The following is a 16,341-nucleotide window of genomic DNA, read 5'->3' on the forward strand; positions in this document are numbered from 1 at the left end:
CGGCAGGTGAAATTCATCCTGCCGCCCTAATCCTTGATGACTTTATTTCTAGCCTCTAGATGACTTCTCTATATCTTTTATATTGCTAGTAATTTCGAGGCTAATCGCTTCGAAAAGCATTGCGAACCCTAAAGCCGTCTTGCCTCGATCACGCTATCGACCTGGGTCAGTTTCGATAACACCCGCGATAAACCATCGAGGTTATAAAGCTCCAGTTCCAACTCAATCGCGGCTGTCTGGTTTTTAGTATCCGATGACGAGCTCATGGCCAGTACATTGGACTTTTCGGCAGCTAGCACTGAGGTTAAGTCACGTAATAAACCGCTGCGATCGTGGGCTAATACCCGCAGACGCATGCGATAACCGCCGGAGTAATTTTCGCCCCAGACCACATCGACACCGCGCTCTGGGTGAACCCGCATTAACTCTTTAACTTGTTCACAATCAGCGCGATGCACAGAAATGCCACGGCCTTTAGTAATAAAACCTAAGATTTCATCACCGGGAACTGGCTGACAACAACGGGCGATATGGTTAAGCAAGTTACCCACACCGTTGACTTCAACCTGACCACGGCCACTGGAGGTCGGCTTATGCTGGCCTTTCTTAACTAATTCTTCGACGGCATCTTCTTCTGACACTTCGTCGAGTCGCAGACGACTCTGAATATGGTTAACCACTTGATGCAGACGCACATCACCGCCGCCAATCGCCGCCAGTAAGTCATCCATGCTCGCCATATTAAAGCGCTCGACCGCGATGGCCGCGTCTTTAATTTTAAGGCTCACCCGCGCGAGTTCGGATTCAAGCATTTCTTTGCCGGCGACAATATTCTTGTCTCTGTCCTGCTGCTTAAACCAATGCTGGATTTTCGAACGTGCCCGCGAGGTGCGGATATAACCTAAGTTAGGGTTAAGCCAGTCACGCTTGGGGTTGGGCTGTTTCGAGGTAATTATTTCGATTCGCTCGCCCGTTTCAACCTGATAGGTGAACGGCACAATACGGCCATCGACCTTAGCACCAATACATTTATGTCCCACTTGGGAGTGAATGTAATAGGCAAAGTCGAGCACGGTTGAGCCCAGTGGCAAGTCGACGACTTCACCGCTTGGGGTGAACACATAGACTCTGTCTTCAAACACTTGGCTGCGCACTTCTTCGACCAAGTTGCCACTTTCGACCACGTCTTCCTGCCATTGCAGAATTTTACGTAGCCAGTTAATTTTTTCTTCGTAGCCGCTTTGCTTACCGGAATGATTATTACCTTCTTTGTATTTCCAATGCGCAGCCACACCCAGCTCTGCATCTTCATGCATATCTTGGGTACGAATTTGAATTTCAACGGTTTTGCCCTCAGGCCCCACCACTACGGTATGAATCGATTGATAACCGTTAGGTTTAGGGTTAGCGACATAGTCGTCAAATTCCCGCGGAATATGGTGCCAAAGCGTATGCACAACACCTAATGCACCATAACAATCCTGCAAACGCTCAGTCACGATACGCACGGCGCGCACGTCAAACAACTCATCAAATTTGAGGTGCTTGCCCTTCATCTTGCGCCAGATACTGTAGATATGTTTCGGCCGGCCGTAGACCTTAGCGCGAATTTGATCTTCATCTAATCTTTGTTGCAATTGACTAACAAACTTGTCGATAAAGACTTCACGGTCCAGTCGTTTGCCATCTAATTGCTTAGCGATGTCTTTGTAGGTATCAGGATGCAAGTAGCGAAAAGAAATATCTTCCAGCTCCCACTTTAGTTGACCAATACCCAAACGGTTGGCCAGCGGCGCGTAAATATCGGCAATTTCACGGGCCAGTAGTACGCGAGTTTCTTCATCGGCATTTTTCACCGCCCGCAGCAAACACACACGCTCGGCCAGTTTGATCACCACAGCGCGCACATCTTCAACCATAGCCAATAACATACGGCGGATATTGTCGATTTGCGGCTCGGTGGAGCGACTATTGGGATTGATTTTTAAGGCGCCAATCGCATTCATGGTCACAACGCTCGCCACTAAACGCGCCAGCGGCTCACCAAATTTTTCTTTGATGGCTTCTTCGGTCAGTAACCCAGCATCGAATACCACAAACAGAATCGCCGCTTGCAGGGTTTCAATGTCCATGTTCAGCGGTGCGAGGATTTCAATCATCTCTCGAGCACGTTCGAGCAGTTCTCTCTTCGCCGCAGGACTCTTGGCGGGTAAGGCGTCAATCTGCCCTATCAAGGAGAGCAGCATCTGCGCTTCATCGGCATGACCGACATAGCGAGCCACCCAATCTTCTAACTGAAAATCGGGATCATTAAAGTGCGCTTCGCGAACAGAGACCATCTAATTTATTTCCTTATCCGTGCTCAGAGAGAAAGTGGGCACCACTTCAGCTCTCCTATCTTCAGCATTGGCGCGAACTTGTCAAACCCAACCGACGTAATAATCACATTTTTTACGTTATTCAAACGCTTTGCTTACTTTGCCAGCGCAAATTACTTGGTTAATTCAAACAGTGCCATGGCTTCGATATGGTGTGTTTGTGGGAACATGTCGATAAGTCCCAACTGCTGTAAGCGGTAACCGCGCTCTAACAGTACAGCGCTATCGCGAGCCAAGCTCGCAGGATTACACGAAACATACACGACTTTGCGTGGCTTCATTTTCTTCAACCATTGCAAGCTTTCAAACGCACCCGCACGGGCAGGATCGAGCAGTAATTTATCAATTTTACCCATCCAAGGCTCAAGGGATAAATCCGCGCTTAAGTCGCCATGGTAAAAGGTCAGTTTATCAAGATTGTTGGCTTTAGCGTTCACCCGAGCCTGAATCACCATTTCGGCAACCCCTTCGACGCCAATCACATCCGCGCCCATTTTCGCTAAGGGCAAACTGAAATTCCCCATGCCGCAGAACAAATCTAAAATGCGCTCACCTGGCGCGGGTGCTAGCCAATCCATCGCTTGAGCGACCATGGCCTTGTTAATCTGCCCGTTCACTTGCACAAAGTTACCGGGTGTAAAGCTTAAACTCACCGCACCCGACTCAGCTTTGTCATCTAACAGCTGATAAACCGGTAACACTAACTCGGCACCAACGCCTTGGAATTGGCCTTCGTTGTCCTGCAAACAAATATGGATCTGATGCTGCTCGGCAAAGGCTGACAACTTAGCCAGATCTTTATCGTTTAGCGCCTTAGTGATACGCAGCACGGCGAAATGACCATTATCGGCTGCAATTAACTCAAGATGGCCTAAGCTCGCTTTAGCCGACAATTGGTTCAACAACTTAGCAAAGGGGACGATCAAGTCAGATAACGGCTTAGCTAACACCTGACACTGGCTGATAGGCACTACATTGCTGCTACTGGCAGCACGAAAACCTAAGCTTAAGTGCTTGGTATTTTTATCAAATAAGGTCGCAAGACGGGCGCGGCGACGATAATGCCAACCTTCACCCGTTAATGCGGGCGATAACGCGCCGCCTTCGGCGCCGGCAAACTTAGCCATAATATCCAGCAGCGCCGCTTCTTTATGCTCACGCTGGCCCGATAATGACATATGCTGTAAGTCGCAGCCGCCACAGGTGTGATAATGTGGACACTCGGGCTCGACGCGCTCAGAGCTAGGTGTATCGACTTTAATTAACTTGGCGCGGGCATAATTTTTCTTTTGCTCGGTGAGCTGTACAGTAACGGTTTCATCGGGCAGTGCGCCGGGGATAAACACGACTTTACCTTGATGTTGTGCTATACCTGCCCCTAAGTGATCGAGCTGATTGACACTCAGCGATAACTTAGCCGACAACTGTTTGGAACTATTTGGTTTTGCTTTAAAAAATTGCGCCATTTCGGCCTCTAAATCAATAAAATACTGGCAAAGACCGCCCTCTTTCTGGCAGTCTTATAAAATTATCTTAGTCTCTGTTACAGGAAACACCGCCGCTGCTATGAACCCAGTCAACAACATGACCAAATACAGCCTACGTTCTTGGGTTCTTGTACTGGCGCTCGCGCCAACAATCTTGGTCGGTATCCTTCTGGGCAGCTACTTTACCATAAACCGTTTTTATGAGCTCGAAGATACGCTCGTCGAACAGGGCAGCAATATTATCGAGCCGCTGTCGATTGCCAGTGAAATCGGTTTAGTGGCCAATGATCGCGAGGCGACCAAACGCTTACTCGCCGCGGCGCAGCTCAACAAATCCACCTTAGTGAAATCCATCGCGATTTTCGACGCCAATAATCAACTCTTTGTGACCTCGCACTACCACAAAGACTTTGAAATTATGCGCTACAAAGAAGCGCTTAACACACTGCATAAAACCGAAATTGAGCATGTGGGCGACAGCCTGATTTTACGGACACCGATTTTCTCCACCGGCCCCAGCGCCGCTCCCGCCAATTACGATATCCAAACCGACGATGGTCAGCTATTAGGTTATATCTCCATCATCATCAATAAAGAACGCGCCTTGCTCGAGCAACATAGAGCCGCGGTCGCCGCCTTTATTATCGTGTTGATCGGGGTGCAATTGAACTTGCTGTTCACTTTCCGGCTGGTGAAAAACGTCACTCAGCCCATTACTGAAATGGTGCGCGTCGTTGCTAAAATCCGTGAAGGTAAATTGGACGCCCGCTTAGATGGCAACTTGATTGGTGAGCTCGACTTACTCAAACGCGGTATCAATGCCATGGCGGGGTCGTTGTCGGAATACCATGATGAGATGCAGCAAAATATCGACCAAGCGACTTCGGATCTGCGGGAAACCTTAGAACAGATTGAAATCCAAAACGTCGAGTTAGATTTAGCGAAAAAACGCGCCCTAGAAGCCAGCCGGATTAAATCAGAATTCTTAGCCAACATGTCCCACGAGTTACGTACGCCGCTTAATGGGGTTATTGGTTTTGCGCGGCAATTGGTGAAAACCCCCTTACATTCGAGCCAAGTGGATTACATCAAAACCATTGAGCGTAGCGCCACTAACCTGCTGGGTATCATCAACGATATTCTCGATTTTTCTAAACTCGAAGCCGGTAAAATGGTGTTGGAAAACATGCCCTTCGGTCTAAGGGAAACCATAGGCGATACCATCACGCTAATCTCGGGCAGCGCTCAGGCCAAAGGCCTAGAACTCGTCGTCGATATAGCTCCTAACGTACCCGACAATGTGAATGGCGATGCCATGCGCGTGTGCCAAATCATCAATAACTTGGTCGGTAACGCGATTAAATTCACCGACTCTGGCAGCGTGATGGTCAAAATCGAACTGCAAAGCCAGTCGGAAGAACAAGTAGTACTGCGTTGCGATGTGGTCGATACCGGTATTGGTATCGATGAAAGCCAGCAGGACTTTTTATTCCAAGCCTTTGGCCAAGCCGATTCGTCGATTTCCCGCCGCTTTGGTGGCACAGGCTTAGGTTTAGTGATCACTAAGCGTTTAGTGAATCAAATGGGCGGCCAAATCGGTTTTACCTCATCTCCAGAGAAAGGCTCAAACTTCTGGTTCAGTTTGCCGCTCGGGTTAGGTCAGTTCCAAATCGGTGACTCACTGCCACTCGAAAAACTCAAAGACAAAACCATACTGTTTTATGAGCCTCGAGTGCTGACTCATGCTGTCTTGAGCCGCCAATTGAATCAATGGGATACCAAAGTGACTCACCATCAGCACATCCCAAGCTTGCTGACCACACTCAACACGGCCGAAGCGCCATACGACTATGTTCTATTGAGTTGCCATGGGTTTAGCGATGCAGGACAACTGGTAAGCACACTTAACTTGGCGAAGACCAAAACCGATTGCCTTGTGGTGCTATACGATTGCCAAGAACAAGACGCCTTAACCCAGTTTATCCGCCCGAATGCCGATGTGGTGTTGTCTCTGCCCGTGAGTGAGCACCAGCTTGCCCGCAACTTACTCTATCCACCGATGGAGTACGACATCATAGCCCCAGTGACCATAGCCACGCCGGCGGCGCGCCAATCATTAACTGTACTGGCGGTGGATGATAACTTTGCCAACTTAAAGCTAATCGACACCTTGCTCAGCGAGTTAGTGACCACGGTAGTTGCGGTCAACAGTGGCGATGAAGCGGTTAAACAGGCGAAGACTCGCACCTTCGATTTGATTTTTATGGATATTCAGATGCCAGGCACAGATGGTATCAGCGCCACTAAGCAAATTCGCCAAGGCTCGATGAACCGTAACACGCCAATTATTGCCGTGACGGCCCATGCGATTGCTGAAGAACGCGAGCTGATTTTAGGCAGTGGCATGGATGGATATTTACCGAAACCTATTGATGAAGCGGCGCTCAAAGACGTTATCCATCGCTGGATCACTCGGCCTAAATTCACCCATTTTGACCTGCATACGCTGAACTGGGATTTATGCTTAACCCAAGCTAATCACAAGGCAGACCTCGCCTTAGATATGCTGAGAATGTTGCTCGACTCCTTGCCACAAACCGTTTCGACGATTCAGACCGCGCTGAGTCAAAACGATCATCCCGTCATGCTCAGTACAATCCATAAACTACATGGTGCGAGCTGCTACTGCGGCGTGCCTACAACCCAAAGACTATGCCAAGAAATTGAATCGGCGCTAAAACGTGAAACAGCGGTCGAAGATCTCGAACCCGAAATACTAGAGTTACTTGATGAGTTAACTAAGGTAGAATCTGCGGCAAATCAAGTGATATCACAGCTATCAGCGGAAATAACAGATGACCAAAAAAACGGGCTTCTTTAAACGTCTTAAGGCGTTAACACTGCCACAAAAACAACTCTTCGCCACTGCACTTTGCCAACGCATGTTGCCCAACTATCAACTATTTTCCGAAGTCTGTGAGTTTGGTGACCCTGCTGTATTGAGCACTGCATTAGAGCTACTGTGGCAATCCCTGTACGATCCTAAGCTTAAATTCAATATCGATGTGCATTTGCAACGTCTTGAAGATAACACCCCAGAACCCGCTGATTTTGAAGCTTATGGCGTCTATCCAGCCATGGATGCTGTGGTGGCCATATCAACCTTATTGGGTGCGATTCAAGGCAAGATTGAAGAAGATATAGTCAATATCAGCAAACTGTCATCGAGCACTGTGGCTAACTATATCGAAGCCATCAGCGATGTCGATTTAGTCGATGAAGCATTAGATGATTTCGTTTTTGCCCATGAAGTTATGGAAGAAGAAAAAGAGTTACAAAATTCTCTGCTGGAAATTATCGAAGAAAATCCCAAGATCACTGCGGAACTGGTTAAAGGTTTACGCAAAGACATTATCGAAGCTGGCGTATCAAATATCGGCATCAGCGTCGCTTAATTGATGGGTGCTTGGGGCAACTCAAGCACCCTTATTCTTCCTAAACAGTACGTCTAAACAATGTTTCTAAACAATATGTCTAAACAATGTTTCTAAACAATGTTTCTAAACAATAAGCCTCTAGTCTCGACTGCAATCACGTTCAAGCAAGCCCAAAACGAGTAAGACCAAAGCTAGCAAGTTCCATCAGCCAATATTGAGTTATTCCAATGAGAAAGATTGTTTATCAAGGATTTGTCTTAACCAATAGCGAAGGACGAACCGACAGTTGGAAACTGACCATCAAAGATCAACAGCGTATCGGTTCTTTATTCGAACTGCGGCGTTTAGTGGGATACTTCTTAGAACTCGGCATATTACCCGCGACACGCTCCAGCCTGCAAGACGCGAAACAAACGCAAAATACCATGAGCAAAAACACGGTAAAACCTAAAAGACGTTAAGCATTCGTTCCCCTCGTTAAATCAACGCATAGAGAATAACTCCGGCGCCTTTGACTGCATAAACTCAATAAAGACTCTGACCTTTAGCGGCTGCTGGCTGCGCTGATGATATAAAATCGAAATCCGCCTCTGCTCGCCAATCCATTCTGGCAATAACACTTTAAGTTTCCCTTCTTTAATCTGCTGTTTTACAAATAGTTCAGGACCATACAAGATCCCGCCATGGCCTAAGGTCGCCTGAATCGCACCGTGTAAGTCAGTGAGGGTGAGCTTAGTCGGACCATTAAAATAGAAAGACTCACCACTCGGATGCTTTAAATGCCAATTGAACAGCGGCCAGACTTTTATCAATTGATGGGCTTCGAGATCGTCGGGATGCTCAAGTTTAGGTGCCTGAGCCAAATATTCTGGCGTGGCAAACAGGCAATAATCCAGCTCGCCTAAGGTACTCGACACCCACGAAGAATCAGGCTGAGCCCCGCCGACAATCGCCACATCTATGCCCTTGTCGATCAAATCCACTAACTCATTGCTCTGGGAAATGTGCAAACGGATATCGGGATACAGACGGCCAAATTCATTCAATGCTTGAATAAACACGATGGAAATAATCGAAATCGGCGCGGCGATGCGCAGGGTACCCTCGGGTTTATCGCTGCCCGCACCACTCAGTTCATCAAATTGGGCAACCACACTCTGGTAGCGTTGGAAGAGTGCCAGCCCTTCCTCTGTCAATCGTAACTTGCGGGTGCTGCGCATAAAGAGCTGTTTATCGAGCTTCTCTTCCAACTTAGCTAACTTGCGGCTCACTGTGGCAATGGGCATATCAAGCTCCTTCGCCGCCTGCGAAAAACTGCCCGCATTGACTAAATGCACAAAAAGATAGACAAGTTGTAGTTCAGCGCCTAAATCATCACTCATTGCATATCCTAATTCTGTTCTAGCAGCCCACTTTAGGCACTATATAAAGTCATCAACAATCACAGCGTACGCTAAGTCATTGTGTTTTAAACATCAATTAATCCACTTATACGACCATAGCGCAATAGCCTTAGACTGAAATGATATGTTATTTTGTGGCGAGTTTTACTGCGCTGGCGCTAGTTCTGGCTCTAAAGTGACATAAAAAAGGCAAGCGCCCCAAAGTCATAGCGATAGCAGAAATGACAGTAATGGCTGAGTTTATTCAAATTTAATCGTAAGGATGAGTGAGGGAAATGACCATTTTAACCCCTCTGTTTGCCGTCTTCGGGATCATGTTGCTCGGTACACTAGTGCAAAAACTAAAACTCTTGCCCGTCGATACGGCTCAAGTGCTAAACCAATATGTCTACTATATTGCGTTCCCTGCAATCATGCTTATCGCCCTCGCCCAGCAGCCGATTGACGAGATTTTGCAATGGGGATTTATTGCGGGCTACAGCACGGCTATGGTGATCACTTATCTTGTCTGCCTTGGGCTCTCGCTGCTTGCTAACCCTAAACAGCATGCGGTTGCCGCTATTCGAGCCCTCAATGCTACCTTTGGTAATACCGCATTTATTGGTATTCCACTACTCATCATCCTCTTTCCGCAGCAGCAAAGCGCCTTAGTCGCCCCTGCGATTGCCAGCTTATTATCCGTGCTGATGTTTGCCGTCGCCTTAGTCTCGATGGAACTGGCCACAAACACCCAAAGACAACACCACGCCTTAGTCATAATGGCAATGGCGGTCGGTAAAAACCCTATCGTTATTGGCAGCTTAATTGGTGTCGGCATTTCGGCGCTAGAGATAAAACTACCTTCTGGGCTGGCGCTAATGATCCAGCAAATTGGAAATACCTCAAGCCCCTGCGCACTATTTGCTATCGGCATGGTACTCGCCAAAGCGATGCGCTACCAGAAAGATAGCAGCGTATTTAGCCCCAAGAATTTTATCGAACTGAGCCTTATCAACCTCTTCAAGCTGGCTATCCAACCGGCACTCGTCTACTTTATGCTTAACCGTTTTGGCGTGAGCGGCGACTACCTGATCATGGGCGTGATCTTGAGCGCACTGCCCACAGCCGCTAGCGTGTACTTACTCGCCCAGCGTTATAATACTCAGGCTTCAACCAGTGCTCAGGGCATTCTATTTGGCACCTTAGTTACTTTCTTTAGTTTACCTATCTTAGAAAGCTTAGTAAGAACCCATGCATAATCAGTTAATTAAAAATATTTACTGCCAATAATGCCGATTACTTACCCAAGCCACTTTACTGTATATAAAATCAGTATATACTGTTTATCAATACAGTGGTTTGGTATATTTTTCGACAGGAATTCACTATGCTTTGCCAACTCAGCATTAATAACTTCGCTATCGTCCGTTTTTTAGAACTGGATTTTCGCCCCGGTATGACCAGTATCACAGGTGAAACCGGTGCAGGTAAATCGATCGCCATCGATGCGTTAGGCCTGTGCCTAGGCAATCGCGCCGATGCCAGCAGTGTTCGCCCAGGAGCCAATAAAACCGAGGTCAGCGCCCGCTTTTCCTTGGATGATATTCCACTGGCAAAACGTTGGTTAGAAGATAACGATCTTGAACTCGATGATGAGTGTATCCTACGTCGAACTATTGGTAGCGATGGCCGTTCACGCGCCTATATCAATGGGAATCCAGTGCCGCTTACGCAACTCAAATTACTGGGTCAGTTGCTCATCGGTATTCACGGCCAACATGCGCACCATGCAATGTTGAAGAGTGAACACCAACTCACCTTGCTCGACAGTTATGCCAACCACAGATTGCTTATCGATACGGTTGCCGCCAGTTTTCAACGCTGCAAACAAATTGAGGCCGATCTAAAACAGCTTGAAGCCTCCCAGCATGAACGTATTGCCCGTAAGCAATTAGTGCAGTATCAAGTAGAAGAACTCGATGAGTTTGATCTTAAAGTTGATGAGTTCGATGAAATTGAGCAAGAGCACAAACGTTTGGCCAATGGCACTGAGTTGATTGATACCTGTCAAGCGAGTCTAGATATACTCACTGAGGGCGAAGAAAACAACATAGAGTCACTGCTCAACCGAGTGGTTTCCCTCGCCGAAGACCTGCAAAGCTACGATCCTGCATTAAGCAATATCAACACTATGCTCAATGATGCATTAATCCAAGTGCAAGAAAGCGCAGGCGAATTACAGCACTATTTGAGTAAGCTTGAACTCGATCCAGCTCATTTTGCCTATTTAGAAGAGCGGCTATCAAAAGCCATGCAACTGGCCCGTAAACACCATGTTAGCCCGAATAAACTGGCCGAACATCATTTAGCATTAAAGGCAGAACTGAGCACCTTAGACAGTGACGAAAGCAAGCTCGAAGAAATTCAATTGCAGGTCGATGCCAGCAGAGCCGCTTACCTTAGCAACGCACAAAAGCTCAGTCAAAGCCGCGCTCGATATGCCAAAGAACTCGACAAACTGGTTACTCAGTCAATCCACGAGCTGAATATGCCTAAGGGGAAATTTACTATCGAAGTCAATTTCCACCCAGAGCAAATGTCAGCCAACGGCAGTGATAATATCGAATTTATGGTCACCACTAACCCTGGACAACCCTTGCAACCGATTTCGAAAGTCGCATCTGGCGGTGAACTTTCACGGATAGGGCTAGGTATCCAAGTGATTACCGCGAAGAAAGTTGCCACGCCGACATTAATTTTCGATGAGGTGGATGTCGGGATTTCCGGCCCCACCGCCGCAGTGGTGGGCCGCATGTTACGCAGCTTAGGGGAATCGACCCAAGTACTGTGCGTGACTCACTTGCCGCAAGTTGCAGGCAATGGTCATCAACACATGTTCGTCGATAAATTTAATAAGGCGGGCAGTACTGAAACCACGATGAAGTCGCTCGATCGTGAACAACGTATTCAAGAGCTGGCAAGGCTGTTAGGTGGCGATACTATCACTAGCAATACCCTAGCGAACGCAAGGGAACTGCTGCAATAGTAGAATCAAACAGAAAAGGGATAAGCAGCGAATCCCTTCAATCAAGCTTCAATCAGAAAAATGCAAAATCAAGAGTAAGGGTTAGTTGTTGCCCATGTTAACTAACAAGTTAGATTAGCTATCATGTCAGACTAGCGAAAATGTTAGCTAACACACCAGACTAGCCCTTGCAGACAAATAAACGAAAACACGCCCGCTAACACATCGTCAATCATAATGCCAAAGCCACCATGAACTTTGGCATCAAGCCATCGAATAGGCCAAGGTTTGATGATGTCGAAAAAGCGAAATAAACCAAAGCCCACTAACAACCAACCCCAACCACTTGGTGCCGCTAGCATAGTGATCAGTAGCCCAACCACTTCATCCCACACAATAGCACCGTGATCGTGAACCCCCATGTCTTGCGCCGCTTTACCACAGATATAAAATCCTGCGAATACACCCACTAAGGTTAAGCCGATATACCAAGTAAGTGGTAAGGGCGCCATCAATAAATAGAGGGGAATAGCAGCTAAGGTACCAAAGGTTCCGGGCGCTTTAGCGGCGAGTCCGCTACCAAATCCAAGTGCCAAAAAGTGGACAGGATTTTTTAATGACAGGCGCGTTAGCACCTGATCCTTTGACAACCATTTCATTAACATGCTCTTCGCTTAAAAGTGCTCGAAACCGTGATAAGGCGGTGTAAACGGCTCGCCATTGAGTTGCAACTTGAGCTTACTGCCCGCACAAATTTGTCCAACACGAACAAACTTTGCTCCCGCATGGCTCAAGGCAGTTTCCAGTGCGCCTTTTTGCGCCTCAGGAACGGTGAACAGCAGTTCGTAATCTTCGCCGCCCGTCAGCGCATAACCTAAAGCACTTTCCTCGCTGACGGTATCTTTCATCGCGCGTGACAGCGGGATGCAATTAACATCGACAACCGCACCGACTGCCGAAGCCTTAAGCACATGACCGATATCCGAGATAAACCCGTCGGAAAGATCGATTGCACTGGAGGCAAGCGAGCGCAAAGCTTGGCCGGCTAAGACTCTTGGTGTTGGACGATAATGGCGATTAATCAGGAATTCTTTATGTTCGGCTCTGGCTTGCTGCGCACCGCGAATGATATCCAGACCTAAGGCCGAATCTCCGAGCGTGCCCGTGACATAAATCCAATCACCGGCTTTAGCCCCATGACGCGTGAGGGCCTTCCCCTGTGGGACTTGGCCGTGCACAGTGATATTAATCGCCCGTGGGCCACGGGTCGTATCGCCACCAATTAAGGCAATGCCATAGTAATCGGCCGCTTCAAATAAACCTTCGCTAAAACCACTGAGCCAAGTTTCATCGACTGCGGGTAACGTCAAGGCAAGCGTCATCCACGCAGGTTCAGCACCCATGGCAGCCAGATCAGATAAATTTACCGCTAAGGCTTTGTAACCTAAGGCAGCGGGAGGCATATCGGGGAAGAAGTGGACATTTTCGACTAAGGTGTCACAGGAGATAGCAATCGACTTGTTTTCTGCGGGTTGCACTAAAGCGCAATCGTCACCAATGCCAAGCTTCACATCACGGCGAGTGGGGCCGCGGTTGCTAAAATAACATTCAATTAATTGGAATTCTTTCACTGTACAGTTTGGCACGACTTACATCGGCCACCTTTGTTAGCAATGAAAAACGGTATCCTAAGATACCGTTTGTCTTTATTACTTGCGTGCAACCAGTTTGTCGAGCAGTCCGTTAACAAACTTATGACTCTCGTCCGCACCGAAAGCTTTTGCCAACTCAATCGCTTCGTTAATCGCGACCTTGTAGGGCACATCTTTACGGAAAGTCAGCTCATAGGTCGCTAAACGAACTATGGCTTTCTCAACTGGAGACACCTCATCAATCGGGCGTTCCAGATGCGGGATGATCAGCTCATCCAATTGGGTTTTCTTCGTTGCAACGCCTGAAAATAGCTCACGAAAATAAGCTACATCAACACCGTCGAGACTTTGTTCAGTTAAAAACTCATGCTCGACATCGGCAATATTATTCCCGCTTAGTTGCCATGAATAGATGGCTTGAACGGCTAAACGGCGGGCCTTGCGGCGCTCAGAAGGCTTCATTATTTTTCCTACTATAACAACTGTTGTTCAAGTTCTTGCAGAACATTGACCATTTCAAGCAGACTTAAAGCAGCTTCGCCGCCTTTGTTACCCGCTTTGGTACCTGAACGTTCAATAGCTTGTTCAATGGTATCTGTGGTCAAAACACCGAAAGCAACAGGCAGATCAAATTCTAAAGCAACTTGAGCTAGACCTTTATTACATTCGCCTGCAACAAAATCAAAATGAGGAGTACCACCACGGATCACCGCACCTAATGCGATAATACCGTCGAATTTACCACTGGCAGCTACGCGACGCGCAGCTAGCGGCAACTCAACCGCACCTGGTACACGGACAACAGTGATATTGTCGTCGCTGACTTGGCCAAAACGTTTCAGCGTGTCAAGTGCACCTTCAAGCAAGCTCTCAACTAAAAAGCTGTTGAAACGCGAAATTACAATCGCAACTTTGGCATTTTTCGCTTCGATATTACCTTGAACTACGTTCATTATCTTACCTAATTTAGCTAAAGCACCCAGCTCGGGGCGAAAAGTGGCGACATGATATCACAGCCAATTGCCCAGAGCCCTATGCAAATTATCAGAAATTGTTAATTTTACTTCAGTGTAACTTTGGGTTTTAGTCCGCCACATACTCAGTCACTTCAAGGCCAAAGCCCGAAAGTGAATGGTAACGTTTAGGCGAACTGAGCAGACGCATCTTAGTCACGCCAAGGCTGGCGAGGATTTGCGAACCCACACCCACACGGCGCGACGTCCCCTGCCATTTTGCAGAAGCAGGCGCTTGGCCTTGATCTTCGGCTTCAAAGGCTTTCACCTTAGAGAGGATTTCACAGGGATGTTCTTGATTCCCTAATAAAACCAATACGCCACCTTCTGCAGAAATACGCTCCATCGCCTTTTCGAGTGGCCAGCTACGTTGCTGATCGCGCTCTGAATGGAGTAAATCGTTGAAGGTGTTTTGCAGATGCACGCGCACCAAACAATCGCTCTTCACCTCACCTTTGACTAAGGCAAAATGCAGTTGATTGTCGATAGTGTCTCTAAAGGTCACCATATCGAACTCGCCGAAACGGGTCGGTAGTTTGCATTTAGCTTCACGCACAACCGTGGTTTCTTTAGTGTTGCGATACTCGATTAATGCCGCGATGGTGCCGATTTTAATACCGTGCAACTCAGAGAAAACCTCTAAATCTGGGCGGCGTGCCATAGTGCCGTCTTCGTTCAAAATCTCAACGATAACGCCCGATGGCTCAAGTCCCGCAAGACGGGCTAAATCACAACCGGCTTCAGTGTGGCCTGCGCGGGTTAATACGCCGCCGTCCTGTGCCATTAACGGGAAGATATGCCCAGGTTGCACTAAATCAGACGCTTTAGCCTCTTTAGCCACGGCCGCTTTTACCGTTACCGCGCGGTCGTGGGCCGAAATACCGGTAGTCACGCCTTCGGCTGCTTCAATAGAAACCGTAAAGTTAGTCGAGAACTGGGCGTTGTTATTCGTGACCATTAAGGGCAGATTTAACTGCTGGCAACGGGCTTTGGTCATGGTCTGGCAAATGAGTCCACGGCCATATTTCGCCATAAAGTTAATCGCTTCTGGCGTTACCATTTCGGCCGCCATGATCAAATCACCTTCGTTTTCTCTGTCTTCGTCATCCATCAAAATAACCATTTTGCCTTGACGAATATCTTCGATGATCTCTTCTATACTGTGCAGCGCCATTGTAGGACCTTATGATTTTGCTGTTATTATGAAATTCTATACCTAAATAACCTAAGCTGCCGATAAGCTTAAGTTAAATAATCTGCTCCTGTGCACTAACGCACAAAGCCGGCACGGGCTAACATTTCCATGGTGACGCCACCGCTCTTGCTGTCTTTGCCATCATAATTCATCAAGCGTTCAAGATAACGGGCGATTAAATCCACTTCGATATTCACCTTATCGCCTGCTTGCAGGTCGATTAACGTGGTTTCACCTGCAGTATGCGGCACTATGGTCAAGCGGAATCGACTACCGTCCACCTCGTTAACTGTCAGACTCACGCCATCAATGGTGATGGAACCTTTATGGGCAATGTAACGCCCAAGCTCTGCGGGTGCGGCTAACCAAAATTCAATGGCTTGACCACGCACTAAGCGTTGCTCAACCGTTGCAATACCGTCAACATGGCCGCTGACCATATGGCCGCCTAAGCGTGTAGTTGGGGTGACGGCTTTTTCAAGATTCACCTTAGTGCCCACTTTGTAGTTTGCAAAGCCAGTTAGACTCACAGTTTCGGCAGAGACATCAGCCACATAACCGTCGGCTAATTGCTGCACAACCGTTAAGCACACACCGTTAGTGGCAATGCTGTCGCCTAAACGCACATCGTTTAAATCCAGTTTGCCGCTCGCCACGGTAAGACGAATATCATCGCCTTTACGCTCCAGTTTGCGCAGGGTGCCAACAGCTTCAATAATCCCAGTAAACATGGTTAACTCACTTAATTAAATAAAGAAGTAATAAGGCATAA

14 protein-coding genes are annotated in these 16,341 nt (G+C 47.7%); 5 read left to right on the forward strand and 9 right to left on the reverse strand.

The window, feature by feature from the left end; translation table 11 throughout:
- Window positions 1-128 precede the first annotated feature (128 nt).
- Complete coding sequence (relA, locus tag Q4Q57_RS15990; protein WP_259561085.1) at window positions 129-2,339, reverse strand: GTP diphosphokinase; 2,211 nt, start codon at window positions 2,337-2,339, stop codon at window positions 129-131.
- A gap of 152 nt (window positions 2,340-2,491) precedes the next feature.
- On the reverse strand, window positions 2,492-3,844 hold the full coding sequence (gene rlmD, locus Q4Q57_RS15995) for a 23S rRNA (uracil(1939)-C(5))-methyltransferase RlmD (protein WP_311891356.1): 1,353 nt from the start codon (window positions 3,842-3,844) through the stop codon (window positions 2,492-2,494).
- A gap of 100 nt (window positions 3,845-3,944) precedes the next feature.
- Between rlmD and barA the strand changes: the two genes are divergently transcribed.
- From barA to Q4Q57_RS16010, 3 genes are all read left to right on the forward strand, one after another.
- Window positions 3,945-6,746 (forward strand): two-component sensor histidine kinase BarA, encoded by a 2,802-nt coding sequence (barA, locus tag Q4Q57_RS16000; RefSeq protein WP_311891357.1) that lies wholly within the window; start codon window positions 3,945-3,947, stop codon window positions 6,744-6,746.
- On the forward strand, window positions 6,721-7,320 hold the full coding sequence (locus tag Q4Q57_RS16005; RefSeq protein ID WP_006082631.1) for a YjaG family protein: 600 nt from the start codon (window positions 6,721-6,723) through the stop codon (window positions 7,318-7,320). The genes barA and Q4Q57_RS16005 overlap by 26 nt, the downstream gene beginning before the upstream one ends.
- Before the next feature lie 209 nt (window positions 7,321-7,529).
- The gene (locus Q4Q57_RS16010; RefSeq protein WP_106651239.1) at window positions 7,530-7,763 is read left to right on the forward strand and encodes a DUF3319 domain-containing protein; all 234 of its coding nucleotides are present in this window, start codon (window positions 7,530-7,532) and stop codon (window positions 7,761-7,763) included.
- A gap of 21 nt (window positions 7,764-7,784) precedes the next feature.
- On the opposite strand, the gene lldR is transcribed toward Q4Q57_RS16010, so the two are convergent.
- Window positions 7,785-8,684 carry a LysR family transcriptional regulator LldR gene (gene lldR, locus Q4Q57_RS16015; RefSeq protein WP_006082633.1) on the reverse strand — a complete coding sequence of 300 codons (900 nt, stop codon included), beginning with the start codon at window positions 8,682-8,684 and terminating at the stop codon, window positions 7,785-7,787.
- Window positions 8,685-8,980: 296 nt separating this feature from the next.
- Here lldR and Q4Q57_RS16020 point away from each other — a divergent pair, with 296 nt between their 5' ends.
- Both Q4Q57_RS16020 and recN read left to right on the forward strand, forming a co-directional pair.
- Complete coding sequence (locus tag Q4Q57_RS16020) at window positions 8,981-9,943, forward strand: AEC family transporter (protein WP_311891358.1); 963 nt, start codon at window positions 8,981-8,983, stop codon at window positions 9,941-9,943.
- 128 nt (window positions 9,944-10,071) lie between these two features.
- On the forward strand, window positions 10,072-11,730 hold the full coding sequence (recN, locus tag Q4Q57_RS16025; RefSeq protein WP_311891359.1) for a DNA repair protein RecN: 1,659 nt from the start codon (window positions 10,072-10,074) through the stop codon (window positions 11,728-11,730).
- A gap of 143 nt (window positions 11,731-11,873) precedes the next feature.
- Here recN and Q4Q57_RS16030 read toward each other — a convergent pair whose 3' ends face one another.
- The 6 genes from Q4Q57_RS16030 to Q4Q57_RS16055 all read right to left on the reverse strand — a co-directional run bounded on the left by Q4Q57_RS16030 (window position 11,874) and on the right by Q4Q57_RS16055 (window position 16,300).
- A complete protein-coding gene (locus Q4Q57_RS16030) occupies window positions 11,874-12,368 on the reverse strand; it encodes a phosphatidylglycerophosphatase A (RefSeq protein ID WP_106651242.1) in 495 nt (164 codons plus the stop codon).
- A gap of 15 nt (window positions 12,369-12,383) precedes the next feature.
- Window positions 12,384-13,340, reverse strand: a complete 957-nt coding sequence (gene thiL, locus Q4Q57_RS16035; protein ID WP_311891386.1) for a thiamine-phosphate kinase — start codon at window positions 13,338-13,340, stop codon at window positions 12,384-12,386.
- A gap of 78 nt (window positions 13,341-13,418) precedes the next feature.
- Window positions 13,419-13,823 (reverse strand): transcription antitermination factor NusB, encoded by a 405-nt coding sequence (gene nusB / locus Q4Q57_RS16040; RefSeq protein WP_006082638.1) that lies wholly within the window; start codon window positions 13,821-13,823, stop codon window positions 13,419-13,421.
- 11 nt (window positions 13,824-13,834) lie between these two features.
- Window positions 13,835-14,314 (reverse strand): 6,7-dimethyl-8-ribityllumazine synthase, encoded by a 480-nt coding sequence (gene ribE, locus Q4Q57_RS16045; protein ID WP_006082639.1) that lies wholly within the window; start codon window positions 14,312-14,314, stop codon window positions 13,835-13,837.
- A 130-nt stretch (window positions 14,315-14,444) separates the two neighbouring features.
- Window positions 14,445-15,548 (reverse strand): bifunctional 3,4-dihydroxy-2-butanone-4-phosphate synthase/GTP cyclohydrolase II, encoded by a 1,104-nt coding sequence (gene ribBA / locus Q4Q57_RS16050; RefSeq protein WP_063882553.1) that lies wholly within the window; start codon window positions 15,546-15,548, stop codon window positions 14,445-14,447.
- Window positions 15,549-15,643: 95 nt separating this feature from the next.
- Entirely contained in the window at window positions 15,644-16,300 is a 657-nt protein-coding gene (locus Q4Q57_RS16055; RefSeq protein ID WP_113939349.1) for a riboflavin synthase, read from the reverse strand.
- Between the last annotated feature and the right edge of the window lie 41 nt (window positions 16,301-16,341).

The organism is Shewanella sp. SP2S2-6 (genome assembly GCF_031931965.1).
Taxonomy (GTDB): Bacteria; Pseudomonadota; Gammaproteobacteria; order Enterobacterales; family Shewanellaceae; genus Shewanella; species Shewanella baltica.